The organism is Rhodobacter sp. P1_C2 (assembly GCF_056406375.1).
The window spans coordinates 102,423-117,937 of record NZ_JBFUAG010000003.1; the positions used below are offsets into that span (position 1 = coordinate 102,423).

Below are 15,515 nucleotides of genomic sequence, written 5' to 3' on the forward strand. Positions count from 1 at the left end.
TTAAGACCGACTCTTCAAACTGGTCCGAGGGGCAGAAGCCCTGATCGGAGACCACCGTGCAGAATCTGCTTTCGCTTTGGGCCAATTTGAGCAACCGGCGGCGGGCCATCGTCGTCGGGGCGACGCTGGCCATGTTTCTTGCCATTCTGGGGCTGGCGCGGCTGGCCGGGCAGGCCAATCTGGCCCTGCTTTATTCCGGCCTGGATTCCGCCTCTGCCGGTGCCGTGGTCACCGCGCTGGATCAGTCCGGCGTCAAATACGAGATCCGGGGCGATGCGATCTATGTCGATCAGGCCCAGCGCGACAGCCTGCGCATGACCCTGGCCGCCCAGGGGCTGCCCGCAACGGGAGGGACGGGCTATGAACTGCTTGATTCCCTCTCAGGATTTGGCACGACATCGCAGATGTTCGATGCCGCCTACTGGCGCGCGAAGGAGGGAGAGCTGGCGCGGACCCTGCTGGCCATGCCGCAGATCAAATCCGCGCGGGTGCACATTGCCGAAGCGCCCTCGCAACTCTTTCAGGACAAGAACCGCCCGACGGCCAGTGTCACCGTCAGCACACGCGCGGGCCCGATTTCGGCCGAACAGGCGCGCGCCATCCGCCATCTGGTGGCAGGCGCCGTCTCTGGCATGCAGCCCGACGATGTGGAGGTGATCGATTCGGTGGCCGGGCTGATCGCTTCGGACCGCGATGCCGAAAGCCCCAATGCGATGGGTGACACCAAGGCGGCGGAGATCAAGCAGAATGTCGAACGCCTGCTGGCCGCAAGGGTCGGCCCCGGCAAGGCGGTGGTCGAAGTGAATGTCGATGTCGTCACCGACCGTGAGGAGGTCAACCAGCGCACCCTCGACCCTCAGGGCAAGGTCGCCATCTCGAGCGAGACCCAGGACAAATCCGGCACCTCCAGCGGAAACGATGGCAATGTGACCGTCGCCTCCAACCTGCCCTCGGGTGCGGCGGGCGCAGGTGGCTCCAACCAGAGCCAAAGCTCCGACAAGACGGAGCGCGTCAATTACGAGGTTTCCGAGACGAACCGCCAGCTGATCAAGATTCCGGGCGCCGTGGCCAAACTGTCGGTGGCGGTTCTGGTGGATCAGGAAAAGGTGGTCGGCAGCGACGGGACGGTCACCTTTCAACCGAGGACGGACGCCGAACTGGCAACCTTGAAGGAGCTTGTGGCCTCCGCCGTGGGCCTCGACACCGGGCGTGGCGATGTGTTGACGCTGAAGTCCCTGCCCTTTCAGCAGCAGGCGGCAGAGGGCGTCCTCGCCGAAGCCGGAATGTTGAACGCGCTTGGCCCCTTCAACGTCATGTCATTGATCCAACTGGCAGTTCTGGCCGTCGTCGCCTTGATCCTGGGGCTCTTCGTGATCCGCCCGATCCTGGCCTCGGCCGGCCAATCCTCGGCACAGCTGCCCAGCCCCTTGGCGCCGCTTGCCCTGCCGGGCGGCATCGGCGCGCCGGCGGAAACGGTGCTGAACGGCGAGATCGACGATGGCGGGATCTTCCCGCAGGTCGCCGATTTCTCCGAACAGGAGGCCGCGATGACCGGCGTGGAGACCGACCCCGTCGCCCGCCTGCGCCGCCTGATCGAAGAGCGTCAGGCCGAGTCGATCGAAATTCTGAGAGCCTGGATGGAACATGACGAGGAGACCGCATGATGCCACTCAAACTTGAAGTCTTTGACGCCGATCCCAAGCCCGCCAAGACCCATACCGTCGTCCTCGACCGTGTCGCATTGGAGGACGAGAAGCTCGCCGCCTACGAGACCGGCTACAAGGCCGGTTGGGACGATGCCAGCGCCGCGATGAGCGGGGATCAGACGCGGATCCGCGACGATCTGGCGCGCAATCTACAGGCGCTCAGCTTCACCTACCATGAGGCGCGCAGCCATTTGCTCAAGGCCCTGGAACCGCTGCTGCTGCAGATCGTGGGACAGCTCTTGCCAGAGATCGCCCGCGAAACCCTCGCGCCCTTCGTGCTGGATACCTTGATGCCGCTGGCGGAATCGCTGGGTGACGCGCCGGTGACGCTGGTCCTGAACCCGGCGGCCCGTCCCGCCGTGGAGGCGCTTCTGGATCAGGCGACGGGATTGCCCCTGACCATCGAGGAAGAGCCGACGCTGGGCGAGGGCCAGGTCTATATCCGCCTCGGCACGGTCGAAACCCAGGTCGATCTCGACAAGGCGACTGCCGATATCTCTGCCGCCGTGCGCGGATTCTTCGACCTTCCCGGAAAGGACCGACCCAATGGATGACCCGACAGACAGCAACCCTTTCGCCCAGGTGCCGATCGAGGTGACGATTTCGGTCGGCAAGGCGCGGCCCCTGGTCAAGGATCTGCTGCGCCTCAGCCGGGATGCCATCCTGCCCCTGGACCGCCGGGTCGATGACCCGGTGGAGCTTTACGTCGGCGACCGCCTGATCGCGCGCGGCGAGTTGCAGGAGCTGGAAGGCGACCAGGCCGGGCAGCTGGCGGTGCGGCTGACCGAGGTCGCCAATCTGCGGGGCGGTTTGTGACACGCATCCTGTGCCTGGCGGTTCTTCTGGCGCTCGCCGCCCATCCGGTCGCGGCGCAATCGGTCTCGCTGAACTTCGGCGACAATGGCTCGCTCGCCACCAGATCGGTGGAGATCATCCTTCTGGTCACGCTGCTCAGCCTGGTGCCGGGGCTGGCGGTCATGGTGACCTGCTTTCCCTTCATCGTCACGGTGCTGTCCATCCTGCGCCAGGCGCTCGGCCTGCAGCAATCGCCGCCCAACATGGTGATCGTCAGCCTCGCCCTGTTCCTGACCTGGTTCGTGATGGACCCGGTGTTCATGGAGGCCTGGACGAAAGGCGTCCAGCCGCTGACCTCGGGCCAGATCGAGGTGCAAGAGGCGATCCCGCTGATCATGGCGCCCTTTCGCGGCTTCATGGCCGCGCGCACGAGTCCCGAGACCTTCGCCGCGCTGGAGGCTTTGCGCCCGGGGGAGACCGCAAAACTCGCCGATGCGCCGTTTTCGCTGCTGGTGCCCTCCTTCATGCTGTCGGAGATTTCCCGCGCCTTCCAGATCGGCTTTCTGATCTACCTGCCCTTCCTGATCATCGACTTGGTAACAGCCGCAATCCTGATGTCGATGGGGATGATGATGGTGCCGCCGGCGGTCGTCTCCCTGCCGTTCAAACTGGCCTTCTTCGTGGTTGCCAATGGCTGGACCCTAGTCTCCGGCGCCCTGGTGCGCAGCTACACAGGCGGCTGATCTTCCCCGCCCTCCGGAATGCCAAGGCCCCGCCGGGATTGCGGGGCCTTGGGTCTGTGGGCTGGCTTCAGTTGACGAGGAACTCGGCATGCAGCGCACCGGCCGCATTGATGCTTTTCAGAATGTCGATCATGTCATGTGGCGCCACCCCCAGGGCGTTGAGCCCGGCCACGACCTGCGAAAGACTGGTCCCCCCTTGCACCTCGGCGAGGCCGGTGCCCGGCGCATTCTGGATGTCGACACTGCTGCGCGGCACGACGATGGTCTCGCCCTCGGCAAAGGGGTTGGGTTGCACGACCTGGGGCATTTCATCGACCCGCAGGGTGAGATTGCCCTGCGCGATGGCGACATGGCTGATGCGCACATCGTCATCCATCACGATCGTGCCGCTGCGCTGGTCGACGACGACGCGGGCACGACCCTGCGGCTCCACCGTCAAATTTTCAAGTTTGGCAATGGCATGCGCCGGCGAGTCCATCCGCGTCGCATCGATGTTGAGCGACACCGTCCCGGCATCCTGCATCAGCGCGACATTGCGCCCGAAGGCCTTGTTGATCACCGCCTCGATCCGGGAGGCCGTGGTGAAATCCGGCGCGCGCAATGCCAGCCGGACCGAGTGCATCTGGCTGAAGTCGAACTGGACCTCTCTTTCGACATGGGCGCCCGAGGGGATCGTCCCTGCGGTGGGAACGCCTTGCGTCACCTTGGCGGCCTGTCCCTGCGCCGTGATGCCGCCGGCAATGATCGCCCCCTGAGCCACGGCGTAGATCTGCCCATCGGCACCGTTCAGCGGCGTCATCACCAGGGTGCCGCCGAGCAGGCTCTTGGCGTCCCCGATGGCCGAAACGGTCACGTCGATCCGGCCGCCAGCCCGGGAAAACGGGGGCAAGGTTGCCGTCACGAAGACAGCCGCCACGTTCTTGGGTTGAAACTGTTCGCCCGTCACATTGACGCCAAGCCGTTCCAAGAGGTTGGACATGATCTCTTCGGTGAAGGGAGAGTTGCGCAGCCCGTCGCCGGTGCCGTTCAGACCCACGACCAGGCCGTACCCGACCAGGTCATTGCCGCGCACACCGTCGAATTCCACCAGGTCCTTGATGCGGATGGCCTCCGCACTGGCGGTTTGCGCGAAAAGGCTGGCGACAGAAAGGAGTGCGGCGCGCAGGATCACAGGAAATTCACCAGGCTGAGGCGCGACGCGCGCGCGGTCAAAGTGTAAAGCGTCTCCAGCTGGCTCTGAACCTGCTGAAGTTTGGTGGCCGTCTCGTAGGGGTCGACGGACAGAAGGTTCAGTCGCGCCGTCTGCAGGGCGTCTTTCTCGGCATCATTGCGGGTCGCCGTGTTCTGGATTGTGGCTTCCGTGGTGCCCAGACGCGCCGCGAGTTGGACGATGGTGGAATGGCTCCCGGCGAGCTTTTCGCCCGCGCGCCGCGCCAGATCCGAGCGGGCCACGTCACTGCCCGCCAGAACGCCGCGGGACAGCAGGGCCCCCATCGCGAATCCCTTCAACGTCTGGATGATCGCCGGGTCCTGGGCGGTCACGTCGATCTGCGCGGTTTGATCCCGGCCGATCGGCACCGGCAAAAGCGCCTCCCCGCCTTGGTAGATCGTCGCGACAAAGCCGTTGGGGTCGTCGAACCAGGCATTGACCGCCGTCTCCACATCCGCCGAGGAAATGGCGCCCGAGGCCGTCACCGCGTCCTGCAAGGCGGTCAGAAGCGTGTCGGCGCTGGCCACCGCCGCCTTGTCGGTGGCCTGACCGGAAAAAAGGGACCTTTCACCGATCTTGACGTTCAAGGCCGACATGACGGTGGCCAGCCGGTTCGCCGCATCGGTGCCCAGGGTGTTGATTTGCAACGGCGCATTGCTGGACGCGCCGGCGAGAAGCGCGGTGCCGAGCGAGGATGTCTGATCGCCGATCGTACCCAGGGTCGTCTGCATCAGATCCGCGATCACCTGGGTTTCGGAGGTCACCGTATGGTAAGCGTCAAGCTGGGTCAGGCTCGCCTCGATCCCGGCGATGGGCACGTAATTGCCCTTCAAACGCTCGGTCTGGTCCGAGACGAGGCCGGTGGTCACCTCGGTCGAGAGCTGCTGCATGGCGGTTTTGAGGCCCGTGCCCTGACGGCTGAAGACCAGAGATTGCGCAAGATCGCCGATGCTGAGGTTTGACATCTTACAAATCCAACAAGGTGTGAATCATGTCATCGACGGTTTTGATGACCTTGGCATTGGCGGCGTAGCTTTGCTCGATCTGCAAAAGCGATTGCATTTCCTGATCGGTGTCGACGGCGCCCTGCGCCTCGAGCGAGGTGAAGGTGTCCAGCCGGGCCGAGGCATAGGCGGAATTGCCTTGCGCCGAGAGCTTGCTGGAGGCGGTGATCGAGACGAGATTGCTGGCGAGGACGGAAAAGCTGCGTGCGCCGGCCATGAAGCCGCCCGAAACCGGGGTGCGCTCTGCCGTCAGGGCCCCGCGCAGCGCGGTCAGAAGCGTGGTGGTGCCGACCGAGCCCTGTGTGGTGGCGCCCAGGCCATCGCGCAGACGCCAGAGCGCGCCGCCGCGCGCCGGATCGACCGCGGCGTTGAGAGACAGCCTTTGCGCCAGGCCCACCTCGTTGATCGGATCGAAGGCAGCGCCCGCATCGGTGAAAAGCCCGGCATCGCCCGGCGCGAGGCTGGCATCGACCGTGCTGTCCTGGAACCTTTCGACCAGATCGCGCGCGACCCCGTCGATCTGCGCCTGCGCCTGGACCCCAAGCTCGTCGCGAACCGCGAAATTGGCGGCAAGGGAGCCGCCGAGGATGACGGAAGACTCGCCGGCAGTGGCGGTCGGCTTCCCGTTCAGCGTCAATCCCGACAGGCCGCCCGCTTGCAAGGTCATGGCGGGTGAAATGGCCGCCGTGGTGTGAAAACCGAAGACCGAGGGGATGCCATCCAGCAGGACGCCGCCCCCGGTGGTGAACAGCGAGACCGAACCGTCCTTCTGCTGGATCTCCCTCAGGGGGACCATGCCGGCGATCTGGTCGATGGCCTGTTGGCGCTGGTCCTGCAGGGCCGAAGTGTCCTGACCGGTGCCAAAGGCCCTGACAATCTGCACATTCAGCTTGGAGGCCTGTTGCAGGGCGGCGTTCAGCTTTTCCACCTGCGAGCCGATCTCGGTATCGGCAGCGGTGCGCGCGGCCTGGATGTCCTTGCCGATCACCGCGATGCTGCTGATGATCGCCTTGGCGCTGGTGGCGACCGTGCTCAACCGCGGTTCGGACTCGGGGTGAGAGGCGGCCTCGGTCAAGGCGGAGTCGAAGGCGGCGATCCTGCCGTTGAGCGAAAAGGCCTGGTCCGGCGTGCCCATCAAGGTTTCGATCCGCTGAAAGAAGGCGGTGCGGGTATCGGCGCCGCCCTGTTCTGCCTGGGCCAGACGCCGGTCGCCGATCAGCGGAAGATCGACGGCACGGCTGACCCCCACGATCTTGACCCCCTGCCCCGTCGATCCCACCACACGCGAGGTCAGCTGCAGCTCGCGCCGGGCATAGCCGGGCGTGCTCGCATTCGCGATGTTGGAGGAGACCAGCTCGGCAGCCTTGGCGGCGGCCGTCAGACCCGAAAGGGCGCTGGAGAGGGTGCCCGCAATCGTCACCTAAGCCTCCTATCGCTTGAGATTGGCGGTTTCCTGCAGCATTTCGTCCACCGTCTGGATCACCTTCACATTCGAGGAATAGGCCCGCTGCGTGGTGATCAGATTGGTCAGCTCCGATGTCACATCGGTGGTGGATTGTTCCTGCGAATAGCCGACCAGCTTGCCGGTCGGGCCGTCGCCGGAATCCCACAGGTAGAAGGGGCCGGAATCCGCCGAAACCTGGTAGGTCTGATCGGAATGCGAGGCGAGGCCATTGGGGTTGGGCACATCCACCACCGGGATCTGGTAGATCACCTTGGAAAAGCCCTGGTCATAGTTGGCGTGCAGATAGCCATTGTCGTCAATCTCCACCCCCACCAGGCGCGCAACCGGGGTGCCGTTGGTGGCCTTGCCGATCGGGGCGAAGCTTTCGGAAAGCTGGGTCATGCCGCCGGTGACGCCGATGGCGCCGATATCCATCGCGACATTGCCGCCACCGACCGCGAGGGGGATGACACCCGTCGAAGGGTCATAATCGGCGCCGGTGATGGTCGTGACCGAGGCGAGCGTGCCGCCGGCCGACTGGCTGCTGTCGAAGGTGATCGTGTATTCCCCGATGATCGCATCGTCCGAGGCCGAATCGGCGATGGTCATGTTCCAGGTGTTGGAGGCCCCGCTGGCCGGCACCGTGGGCGTGAAGACGTAATGCAACGTCTCCTGCGTTCCGAGGTTGCCGGTATATTGCACCGACATTTCGTATGTCAGGCCATTGGCCCCGGCCTGGGTCGCCGTGGCGGGCAGGTTCGCGCCGAGGGTCATCTTCGTCGTCGGGTTCGACACATATTGGTTGGTGTCGAGCTTGACCGGGATCATCGCCTTCATCGTGTCGCGCGGGTAATTGCCGAGAGTCCCGTCCGGATTGGCAGGCCAGCCCATCAGGACCTGGCCGGTCGAATTGCGCAGGACACCATTGGCATCGGCCTTGAATGACCCTGTCGTCGCCAGAGAGATGGGGAGATTCGCCGTACCGCTGTTGACCGCGTCGATCGTGGTCACGGCCATGAAGCCGCGCCCGTCGATGGCAAGGTCGGTGGCGTTGGAGGTGCCGATCAGCGGCCCGTGTTCGTCGATCAGCCGATAGCTGGTGGACCGCACGCCACCGGCCGAATAGGCCGTACTCAGGTCGCCATGCACGACGACGGAGTAGAAATCGGACTGTGCCCTTTTATACCCATAGGTGGAGGAGTTTGCGATATTGTCCGAAATGGTTGCCAGACGGTTGGCATTCGCATTCAACCCTGCCACCCCCGCATTCAGCGAAGAGGAAATCGTCATCGATAGCGCCTTTCTGCAGCTCGACCTGATAGGCACAAGCTGACCGCTTCGACTTAAGATTCGGCTAACAGATAAAATCCAAAGCTTGCGTCAGCGATTCTTTCGCAAAAGGATCACCTCGATCCGGTTGTTGCGCAGGGCCGAGGGGTCTGCGGTGGCGGGCTTGCGGTCGGCATGGCCGGTGACGCGCACGATCCTCTCATCCGGCATGCCAGCGTTTTCAAGCAGTTGGCGCACCACCTGCGCCCGCGAGGCCGACAGATCCCAGACCGGGTTGCGCGCCAGCATGACCGGATAGGAACGGACATAGCCCTCCACCGAGATCTTGTTTTTCGTCTGAACCAGAACATCCGACAACAGCGAGGCGATGGAACGCAGGGTTTCGGTCGGGCCGGCCGTGTCCTGATCGAAGAGCGGGGTGCCCTCCAGATCGAAGATTTCGACGACGAGCCCCTCATCGGTGACTTTGGTCACGACATGGCTGAGCAGGCTCTGCATGGTCTGGCTTTCGCCGCCCTTGCCCTCCAGCAAGCTTTGCAGGCGCTTGAGCTGATCGGCCTGGGCGGCACTGTCCTCGCCCGCGGCATCGCCGCCGACGCCGCCCGATTTGTCCGCCTCGCCCGGCGTGGCGGCCGACTGCCCGGTGCCGTTGCGCGCCGAGGTCTGGTCGGTGAAGATCGAGTCGCCGCCAAAGGCGCCGTCCCCGCCGCCCGAAATGCGGTTGATCGGAATTGTCGGATTGAAGTAATCCGCAATGCCCTTGCGCTGCTTTTCCGTCGTTGCACCCAAAAGCCACATCAGCATGAAGAAGGCCATCATGGCCGTCACAAAGTCTGCATAGGCAACCTTCCACGCACCCCCGTGGTGGCCACCCCCGCCGACAACCTTCTTGCGCTTGATGATGACTGGCGCGGCATTGGTTTGCCCGGCCATCCATTCACCCCACTTAACACCCAAGGCCGACCTTAGATGCGCAGGGTGAATCCGGGCTTAAGCATCTGCATTTTAGCGGTATTCTTGCAGGCCCATCAGATCGGCGCGGGCGGGAAGGCCGATCATGGCGTAATCCGACAGGAATTGCCGTGCCGCGGCGCGCGACAGGCCACCCTCGATCCGCCAGCCTTGCCCCGATGCGATGGCTTCGCAGGCGGCAGTCCAGCAAGCGCCGCGGGTCGTCAGGAAATCGCGCAGTTCGGTCGGCGTCAGGCTGCCGGAGCCGGTCAGAACCAGTTGATACCGCTGGAAAGCCTGGTTCACGCCGACCAGACCCAGATGCACGAAGCGCCCCAGGATGTGGTTGAGCGTGCGCCGGTCCAGACCCGTCGCCAGCGCGCGCGAGGGGCCATGTGCCACACAGCCCAGCATGGCAAGGTGCTGGCGTAGCGCCGTCATCGCCGGCCCGATGACCGTGCCCGCGGCAAAAAGGTCATAGCGGGCGCCGATCTGCGCCGCCACGGTCACCAAGGCGCCGGGAATGCTGCGCAGGACCGCGGCCATCTCTTCGGCCCGGGGGCGGGGCAGGCCCTCGATCAGCCATCCCGAGGGCCCGTGATTTTTCAGATCCTGCAGGGGAAGCGTCAGATCCAGACGCGCGATCCCGGCCGCAGCGGGCGTCAGACCGGCCTTCAGATGCAGCGACAGATCGCAGATCTCCGGCTCCACCGCCTGATGCGCCGGCCGCAGCGCCATCTGCACCCCGAGGGCGGCCAGCACCGGCAGGGCCGCCCGGACCGAGGCCGCCCGGCTGCGCGCCACGACGACGCCACCGCCACCGACAAGCAGGCTTTCCGCCGAAGCCCTCGTCACCCCAAGGTGCAGCGCAAGCGTTCCTGCGGCAAGTCCCGCCGCTTCGCAGGGCGCGAAAAAGGCAACCTGAACACTGTCTTCGGCAAGCTGGGGCGCTGACATCTGATCCTCCCGTTGGTGCCGCAGACCTTGCAGTCCCAGCCGTCACCATTGCGTGACATCCGCGTTAACGAAGCGTCAAAACGTTAACGCGGACAGGGGGAATTTCAGATATTTTTCCTCAAACGGTCAAACCGGGGGCAGCTGCCCGCCTTCAGATCACCGAAACCAGCCGCAGGGCATCATAAATCGCCGCATGGATGTTGCGCGCCTCGACTGCGTCGCCGATGCGGAACAGCTGGAAGCCCGCCGGCCCGCCGGTCATGGTCTGCGGCCTGCGGTCGATGAAAGCCTCGTAATCCACCGCGCCGAGGTTGACCGAAGCGGGCTTCAAGGCGAAGTAAAGCTCGTCCAGCGGCAGGGTGCCGTGGTTGACGACGATCTGGTCGAAGCTGCGGGTGATGCCGAGCTTGGCATAATCGCTGTCGATGGTGGCCTTGATCAGGTTGCCGTCCTTGGCGACCGAAGACAGGCGATAGGTCACGGTGAAGGTGACATCCTTGTCCTGGATCGCGCGCATGTAGGGGACGAGGTTCATCGCCATCACATCGGGCACGAAGGTGCGGTCGGGGGTCATCACCTCGACCTTGGCGCCGGATTCGGCCAGAAGCTGCGCCGCCTGCAGCGCGGTATGGTCGCCCGCGTCATCGTAAAGCAGCACGTTCTGCCCGGGCTTCACATCGCCCGAGAGGATATCCCAGGCCGAAACGGTCAGCTCGTTGCCCGAAGCGAGGATGTCCTTCTGCGGCATGCCGCCGGTGGCGATGATCACGACATCGGGGTTCAGGGCGCGGACATCCTCCGCCTCGGCCCAGGTGTTGAAGCGGAACTCCACCCCAAGCGCCGCACATTGCGCCATGCGCCAGTCGATGATGCCGATCATCTCGGCCCGGCGCTTGGTCTGGGCCAGAAGCCGGACCTGACCGCCCGCCTGATTGGCCGCCTCGAAGACGGTGACGCTGTGACCGCGTTCGGCCGCGACACGGGCCGCCTCCAGCCCGCCGGCACCGGCGCCGACGACGACGACCTTGCGCGGCGTCTCCGCCGGGGTGATCGTGTGGGGCATCGTCTCTTCCCGGCCGGTGGCGGGGTTGTGGATGCACAGGGCCATGCCGCCCTGATAGATCCGGTCGAGGCAATAGGTCGCGCCGACGCAGGGGCGGATGTCATCCTCGCGGCCCTCGACGATCTTCTGCACGATATGGGGATCGGCCATATGGGCGCGAGTCATGCCGACCATGTCGAGCTGCCCGGTCGCAATCGCATGGCGCGCGGTGGCGACATCGGGGATACGGGCGGCGTGGAAGGTCGGCATGCCGACCTCGGCCTTCATCCGCCCGGCGAAATCGAGGTGCGGCGCGGATTTCATGCCGTGGATCGGGATCACATCGGTCATCGCGGCATCGGTATGGATGCGCCCCTTGATGATGTTGAGGAAATCGACGAACCCGCTGTCGCGGAACATCTTGCCGATCGCCACGCCCTCATCGGCGCTGATGCCGCCCGCCTCGGCCTCATCGGCGGTGTAACGCATCCCGAGCAGGAATTTCTCGCCCACCCTTTTGCGCACGGCGGCCAGAACCTCCATCGCAAAGCGGGCGCGGTTTTCCAGGCTGCCGCCATAGGGCGCGGGCAGGGCATTGGTCAGGGGCGACATGAACTGGTCGAGGAGGTGGCCGTAGCATTCGAACTCCACCCCATCGAGCCCGGCTTCCTTCATCCGTTCCGCCGCATCGGCAAAATCGGTGATGACGCGGGCGATGTCCCAATCCTCCATCACCTTGGGAAAGGCGCGGTGGCTCGGCTCGCGCGAGGGGCCGGCGGCCAGAACCGGCAGCCAGTCGCCCTTGTCCCAGCGGGTCCGCCGCCCGAGGTGGGTCAGCTGGATCATCACCGCCGCCCCCGCCTCGTGGCAGTCATCGGCAAGGCGCTTCATCCACGGCACGACCTCGTCCTTGTAGGCCAGCACGTTGTTGAAGACCGGCGGCGAATCCTTCGACACGGCGGCAGAGCCCGCCGTCATCACCATGGCGACCCCGGCCTTGGCGCGTTCCAGATGATAAAGCCGGTAGCGGTCTTTCGGCATGCCGTCTTCGGGATAGGCCGGTTCGTGACTGGTCGTCATGATCCGGTTGCGCAGGGTCAGGTGTTTGAGCTGGTAGGGTTGCAGCAGCGGATCGTTCGACATGGGGCCTCTGGGGGATTGGCGGGGGAATGGCGGGGATTTGGGCAAGAATTGCGAAAATCGACACAGGTGTCAAGTTTTCTCTGGCGGGCGGTTGTCAAGAAAACCTGCGCCGCCTAATCTGGCGCAATGGAACAGGTGCAAAACGAACGGGGATGGCGCGGATCGGCCCAGGTCTGGCTGGATGCGGCCTATGAGGTGCTGGTCGAAAGCGGGGTGGAGGCGGTGAAGGTCATGCCGCTTGCCGCAAGGCTGGGCCTGTCGCGCACCTCGTTCTACTGGCATTTTCCCGACCGCGAGGCGCTTCTGGCCGGCCTCATCGCCCGTTGGCAGGGCACCAACACCGCCCAGCTCATCGCGCGGACCGAGGCGCCTGCCGCCACGATCACCGCGGCGATGCTGAATGTCTGCGACCTCTGGATCACGCCCGCGCTGTTCGACAGCCGGCTGGAGTTCGCGATCCGCACCTGGGCGCTCACCGACCCCGCCCTGACCGAGACTCTTGCCGCGGCGGACGAGACGCGGATGCAGGCCCTGACACGGCTGTTCCAGCGCCACGGTTTTGCCGAGGCCGAGGCGCGGATCCGGGCGCAGACCGTCTACCTCACGCAGATCGGCTATATCGCGATGCGCACCGTCGAAACCCTCGACCTGCGGCTGGCGCGCATCCCGGATTATGTCCTGGTCTTTGCCGGGCAGACCCCGACCGAGGCCGAATTGCAGGAATTTCGCGCCCGGCACACGGCTTAGGCCCAGAAGGGTTTAGGTCAGCCGGCGCAACAGCTCCATCAGCAGCGCCTGCTCCTCCGGCTTCAGCGGCTCCAGCGTCTCGGCCGACACATCCAGCGCCGACTGGACCCGGCGCGCATAAAGCGCTGCCCCGGCCGGGCTGAGGCTGACGGTCAGGCGGCGGCGGTCCTCGGGGTCGGCGGAGGTTTCGACCAGCCCGTCGCGGGTCAACCGGTCCACCACGCCCTTGATCGTCGCCGCATCCATCGAGGTCGCGCGGCCCAGCACGTTCTGGCTTTGCGCGCCAAGCTCTGCGAGCCGGGCAAGGGCGGCGAATTGCGTCGTGGTCAGTTCGGGGATGGCAGAGCTGAATATCGACAGGTGCCGCTGGGTCGCGCGACGCAGCAGAAATCCGATTTGCTCATCGAGCGAGTAATGCGGCGGTTCCAAATCCATTGAGACAAAGTACCGAAGCCCGGGTCTTCCTGCAAGAAAGTTGACGCCACTTCGCGTTGTCCCGCGCAGCGCGCTTCCCTTTCCGCTTGCTTTGCGGGCAGGCTGCGCGGGAAACCGCCACAGCGTCGAGGGTCAGAGCCTGAACCAGTTCATCCGCCGCATACCTGACCCGGCCTTGCCGCCGGTCGCTGCATGAGCGCCCTGCCCGCCGGACGCCACGGCTTCGACGCGGTCGAGGTCGGCGATCACATCCTGACCGATTGGGCCGAGGTGACGCCCGCCGCGATCGCGGCCTTTGCCGCGCTGACCGGGGACAGGTTTGAAATCCACCTCTCGGATGCCGGCGCCCGGCGGCACGGCTTCCGCGGCCAGGTCGCGCATGGGCTTCTGGTCCTGTCGCTGATCGAGGGGCTGAAAAGCCAAAGTGCCGCGCAATTCGACAGTTTCGCTGCCCTCGGCTGGGACTGGTCCTTTCGCGCCCCGGTCTATGCCCAGGACCGCATCCGCGCCCGGATCACGGTGCAGCACAAGCGCGCCGCATCGCCCGACAAAGGGGTTCTGACGCTGGACATAATCGCGGAAAATCAGAATCTTGAGGTGGTGCAGCGCGGCACCGCCCGCTTCATGACCTACCGGGCGCGCCAGTCGCCATAGCCGAAAGCGGTGTAATCGCGGCCATAGGCCTCGCGCGCGGCGGCCTCGACCTCGGCGTCATAGACCTCGGCCAGGGGATAGGGTTGCGTCGCGGCAATTTCCGGCAGCGGCTGCATCGCAACCCCGATTTCGGCGCAGAGAAAGGCCAGACCCTCGGCCAGAGTCTCCTCGCGCAAAAGGTGATCAGGGGCCTGCAGCTGGGCAAAGCCGGTGATAGTGGCGATCTGGGTCGCCAGATGCGGCGGGGTGCGCAGTTCGGTCCGGCCGGCATGGAGGTGCTTGGTCACCTCCAGAAACTTCAGAAACCCGGCGCGATGCGCGGCCAGATCGGCAAAGCCCTTGCCCTTCGGCGGCAGGTCGAACTTGTGGACGCGTTTGAGATGCCCGCGCAGTTCGCCCATCCAGTCCTTGTCGAGGTAATCGCAAAAGGCGGTATAGGCGCGGGCGAGCGGATGGCGCAGCACGGTAAAGCTGCGGTGGCCGGGCCGGTCATTGCGCCAGGCCTTCAGCTCTTGCCGGTCGAAACTGGTCAGGATCGGCCCGTAAAGCTGCATCCACTTGCGCAAGACCTGCTCCGGCCCCGATTTGACCGGCTGGAACAGCAGGGGCAGAGCCTCACCGGCGACATAGGTGTTGATCGCCCCCTGTCGGCGCGGTTCGAAATTCGGGGTCTGGGCGATGTTGAAGAAATCGATCTTTGCCAGCCCGGCCACCATCTCTGCCGGGTTGGCAACCTTGTCGCGGATCGGCTCGGGGTTCTGCTTCTTGAAGGACAGATCCAGTGATTCCAGCCGCCCCTCGACCCCCAGAAAGGCGGCAAGCCCGTTGAGCACCTTGAGGTCCAGCACATCCTCGTAATCGATATAAAAGGCCGTCTGCCCCGAGACTTGCAGGCGGTTCAAAAGCTGGCCCTGAAACTCCTGCAATTCATCGGTGCGTTCGCGGAATTCCTCGATCACAAAACGCGGCCGGGCGGTCTTGATATTGGCGGCGGAGGTGGTGCGCCACTGGTTGGACTCCTTGGCGATCTTCCAGCTGATGTAGCTTTCCAGGGGGTTGCGGGTCAGGATCACCTTGGCGACCGAAGGGTCATCGACCACGAGGCCGAAGACCCGCGGGTCATGGTCGTGGAAATAGCGGAAACCGGAAAACCCCTCGGTCTGGCGGCGCATCGCCTTCAAAAGCACCTCAGGATTGAGGTCGCGCTGGTGGATCGAGACGCCCAGAAGCTCGGACTTGTTGGCATTGCCGACGAAAGCGGGATTGAACGCCTCGCCATAGCAGGTGACCCCGGGAATGGCGTTCAGATTGGCCTCAAGGAAATTCGACCCCGTCCGCATTTCAGCAAAGACGACAAAGGACTGAAAACGCGATTTGGCCAAAAGAACGATCCT

Annotated in this window: 15 protein-coding genes; 6 read left to right on the plus strand and 9 right to left on the minus strand. The window is 64.7% G+C overall.

The window, feature by feature from the left end:
- Positions 1 to 56: 56 nt before the first annotated feature.
- The 4 genes from fliF to fliP are packed head-to-tail and all read left to right on the plus strand — an operon-like array spanning position 57 to position 3,244.
- On the plus strand, positions 57 to 1,664 hold the full coding sequence (fliF, locus tag AC1DZT_RS05535; RefSeq protein ID WP_478005615.1) for a flagellar basal-body MS-ring/collar protein FliF: 1,608 nt from the start codon (positions 57 to 59) through the stop codon (positions 1,662 to 1,664).
- A complete protein-coding gene (locus AC1DZT_RS05540) occupies positions 1,661 to 2,260 on the plus strand; it encodes a FliH/SctL family protein (protein WP_478005616.1) in 600 nt (199 codons plus the stop codon). The genes fliF and AC1DZT_RS05540 overlap by 4 nt, the downstream gene beginning before the upstream one ends.
- Positions 2,253 to 2,522 (plus strand): FliM/FliN family flagellar motor switch protein, encoded by a 270-nt coding sequence (locus AC1DZT_RS05545; protein ID WP_478005617.1) that lies wholly within the window; start codon positions 2,253 to 2,255, stop codon positions 2,520 to 2,522. The genes AC1DZT_RS05540 and AC1DZT_RS05545 overlap by 8 nt, the downstream gene beginning before the upstream one ends.
- Positions 2,519 to 3,244 carry a flagellar type III secretion system pore protein FliP gene (gene fliP, locus AC1DZT_RS05550; protein ID WP_478005618.1) on the plus strand — a complete coding sequence of 242 codons (726 nt, stop codon included), beginning with the start codon at positions 2,519 to 2,521 and terminating at the stop codon, positions 3,242 to 3,244. The genes AC1DZT_RS05545 and fliP overlap by 4 nt, the downstream gene beginning before the upstream one ends.
- A gap of 67 nt (positions 3,245 to 3,311) precedes the next feature.
- Here the strand turns inward: fliP and AC1DZT_RS05555 are convergent, their stop codons facing one another.
- From AC1DZT_RS05555 to AC1DZT_RS05585, 7 genes are all read right to left on the minus strand, one after another.
- Entirely contained in the window at positions 3,312 to 4,412 is a 1,101-nt protein-coding gene (locus AC1DZT_RS05555; protein WP_478005912.1) for a flagellar basal body P-ring protein FlgI, read from the minus strand.
- Positions 4,412 to 5,419 carry a flagellin gene (locus AC1DZT_RS05560; RefSeq protein WP_478005619.1) on the minus strand — a complete coding sequence of 336 codons (1,008 nt, stop codon included), beginning with the start codon at positions 5,417 to 5,419 and terminating at the stop codon, positions 4,412 to 4,414. Before AC1DZT_RS05560 ends, AC1DZT_RS05555 begins: the two co-directional genes overlap by 1 nt.
- Position 5,420: 1 nt before the next feature.
- Positions 5,421 to 6,878, minus strand: a complete 1,458-nt coding sequence (flgK, locus tag AC1DZT_RS05565; protein ID WP_478005620.1) for a flagellar hook-associated protein FlgK — start codon at positions 6,876 to 6,878, stop codon at positions 5,421 to 5,423.
- 9 nt (positions 6,879 to 6,887) lie between these two features.
- Entirely contained in the window at positions 6,888 to 8,192 is a 1,305-nt protein-coding gene (locus AC1DZT_RS05570; RefSeq protein ID WP_478005621.1) for a flagellar hook protein FlgE, read from the minus strand.
- A gap of 90 nt (positions 8,193 to 8,282) precedes the next feature.
- Positions 8,283 to 9,125: a flagellar motor protein MotB gene (locus tag AC1DZT_RS05575; protein ID WP_478005622.1), complete on the minus strand. Its 843-nt coding sequence runs from the start codon at positions 9,123 to 9,125 to the stop codon at positions 8,283 to 8,285.
- A 72-nt stretch (positions 9,126 to 9,197) separates the two neighbouring features.
- Entirely contained in the window at positions 9,198 to 10,100 is a 903-nt protein-coding gene (locus AC1DZT_RS05580) for a hypothetical protein (protein ID WP_478005623.1), read from the minus strand.
- A gap of 151 nt (positions 10,101 to 10,251) precedes the next feature.
- Positions 10,252 to 12,285, minus strand: a complete 2,034-nt coding sequence (locus AC1DZT_RS05585) for an oxidoreductase (protein ID WP_478005624.1) — start codon at positions 12,283 to 12,285, stop codon at positions 10,252 to 10,254.
- A 126-nt stretch (positions 12,286 to 12,411) separates the two neighbouring features.
- Between AC1DZT_RS05585 and AC1DZT_RS05590 the strand changes: the two genes are divergently transcribed.
- Entirely contained in the window at positions 12,412 to 13,032 is a 621-nt protein-coding gene (locus AC1DZT_RS05590) for a TetR/AcrR family transcriptional regulator (RefSeq protein ID WP_478005625.1), read from the plus strand.
- A 12-nt stretch (positions 13,033 to 13,044) separates the two neighbouring features.
- On the opposite strand, the gene AC1DZT_RS05595 is transcribed toward AC1DZT_RS05590, so the two are convergent.
- Complete coding sequence (locus AC1DZT_RS05595) at positions 13,045 to 13,467, minus strand: MarR family winged helix-turn-helix transcriptional regulator (RefSeq protein WP_478005626.1); 423 nt, start codon at positions 13,465 to 13,467, stop codon at positions 13,045 to 13,047.
- 192 nt (positions 13,468 to 13,659) lie between these two features.
- Between AC1DZT_RS05595 and AC1DZT_RS05600 the strand changes: the two genes are divergently transcribed.
- Positions 13,660 to 14,121, plus strand: coding sequence for a MaoC family dehydratase (locus AC1DZT_RS05600; RefSeq protein WP_478005627.1), 462 nt, complete (start codon positions 13,660 to 13,662; stop codon positions 14,119 to 14,121).
- Here AC1DZT_RS05600 and AC1DZT_RS05605 read toward each other — a convergent pair.
- Complete coding sequence (locus tag AC1DZT_RS05605; RefSeq protein WP_478005628.1) at positions 14,097 to 15,503, minus strand: nodulation protein NodH; 1,407 nt, start codon at positions 15,501 to 15,503, stop codon at positions 14,097 to 14,099. The genes AC1DZT_RS05600 and AC1DZT_RS05605 overlap by 25 nt on opposite strands.
- Positions 15,504 to 15,515: the final 12 nt, after the last annotated feature.

Bases quoted from the DNA above. Each gene is read 5' to 3' on its own strand.
- AC1DZT_RS05540 (WP_478005616.1), top strand. From the start codon at position 1,661: ATGATGCCACTCAAACTTGAAGTCTTTGACGCCGATCCCAAGCCCGCC.
- AC1DZT_RS05545 (WP_478005617.1), top strand. From the start codon at position 2,253: ATGGATGACCCGACAGACAGCAACCCTTTCGCCCAGGTGCCGATCGAG.
- AC1DZT_RS05560 (WP_478005619.1), bottom strand. From the start codon at position 5,419: ATGTCAAACCTCAGCATCGGCGATCTTGCGCAATCTCTGGTCTTCAGC.
- AC1DZT_RS05570 (WP_478005621.1), bottom strand. From the start codon at position 8,192: ATGACGATTTCCTCTTCGCTGAATGCGGGGGTGGCAGGGTTGAATGCG.
- AC1DZT_RS05575 (WP_478005622.1), bottom strand. From the start codon at position 9,125: ATGGCCGGGCAAACCAATGCCGCGCCAGTCATCATCAAGCGCAAGAAG.
- AC1DZT_RS05580 (WP_478005623.1), bottom strand. From the start codon at position 10,100: ATGTCAGCGCCCCAGCTTGCCGAAGACAGTGTTCAGGTTGCCTTTTTC.
- AC1DZT_RS05585 (WP_478005624.1), bottom strand. From the start codon at position 12,285: ATGTCGAACGATCCGCTGCTGCAACCCTACCAGCTCAAACACCTGACC.
- AC1DZT_RS05590 (WP_478005625.1), top strand. From the start codon at position 12,412: ATGGAACAGGTGCAAAACGAACGGGGATGGCGCGGATCGGCCCAGGTC.
- AC1DZT_RS05595 (WP_478005626.1), bottom strand. From the start codon at position 13,467: ATGGATTTGGAACCGCCGCATTACTCGCTCGATGAGCAAATCGGATTT.
- AC1DZT_RS05600 (WP_478005627.1), top strand. From the start codon at position 13,660: ATGAGCGCCCTGCCCGCCGGACGCCACGGCTTCGACGCGGTCGAGGTC.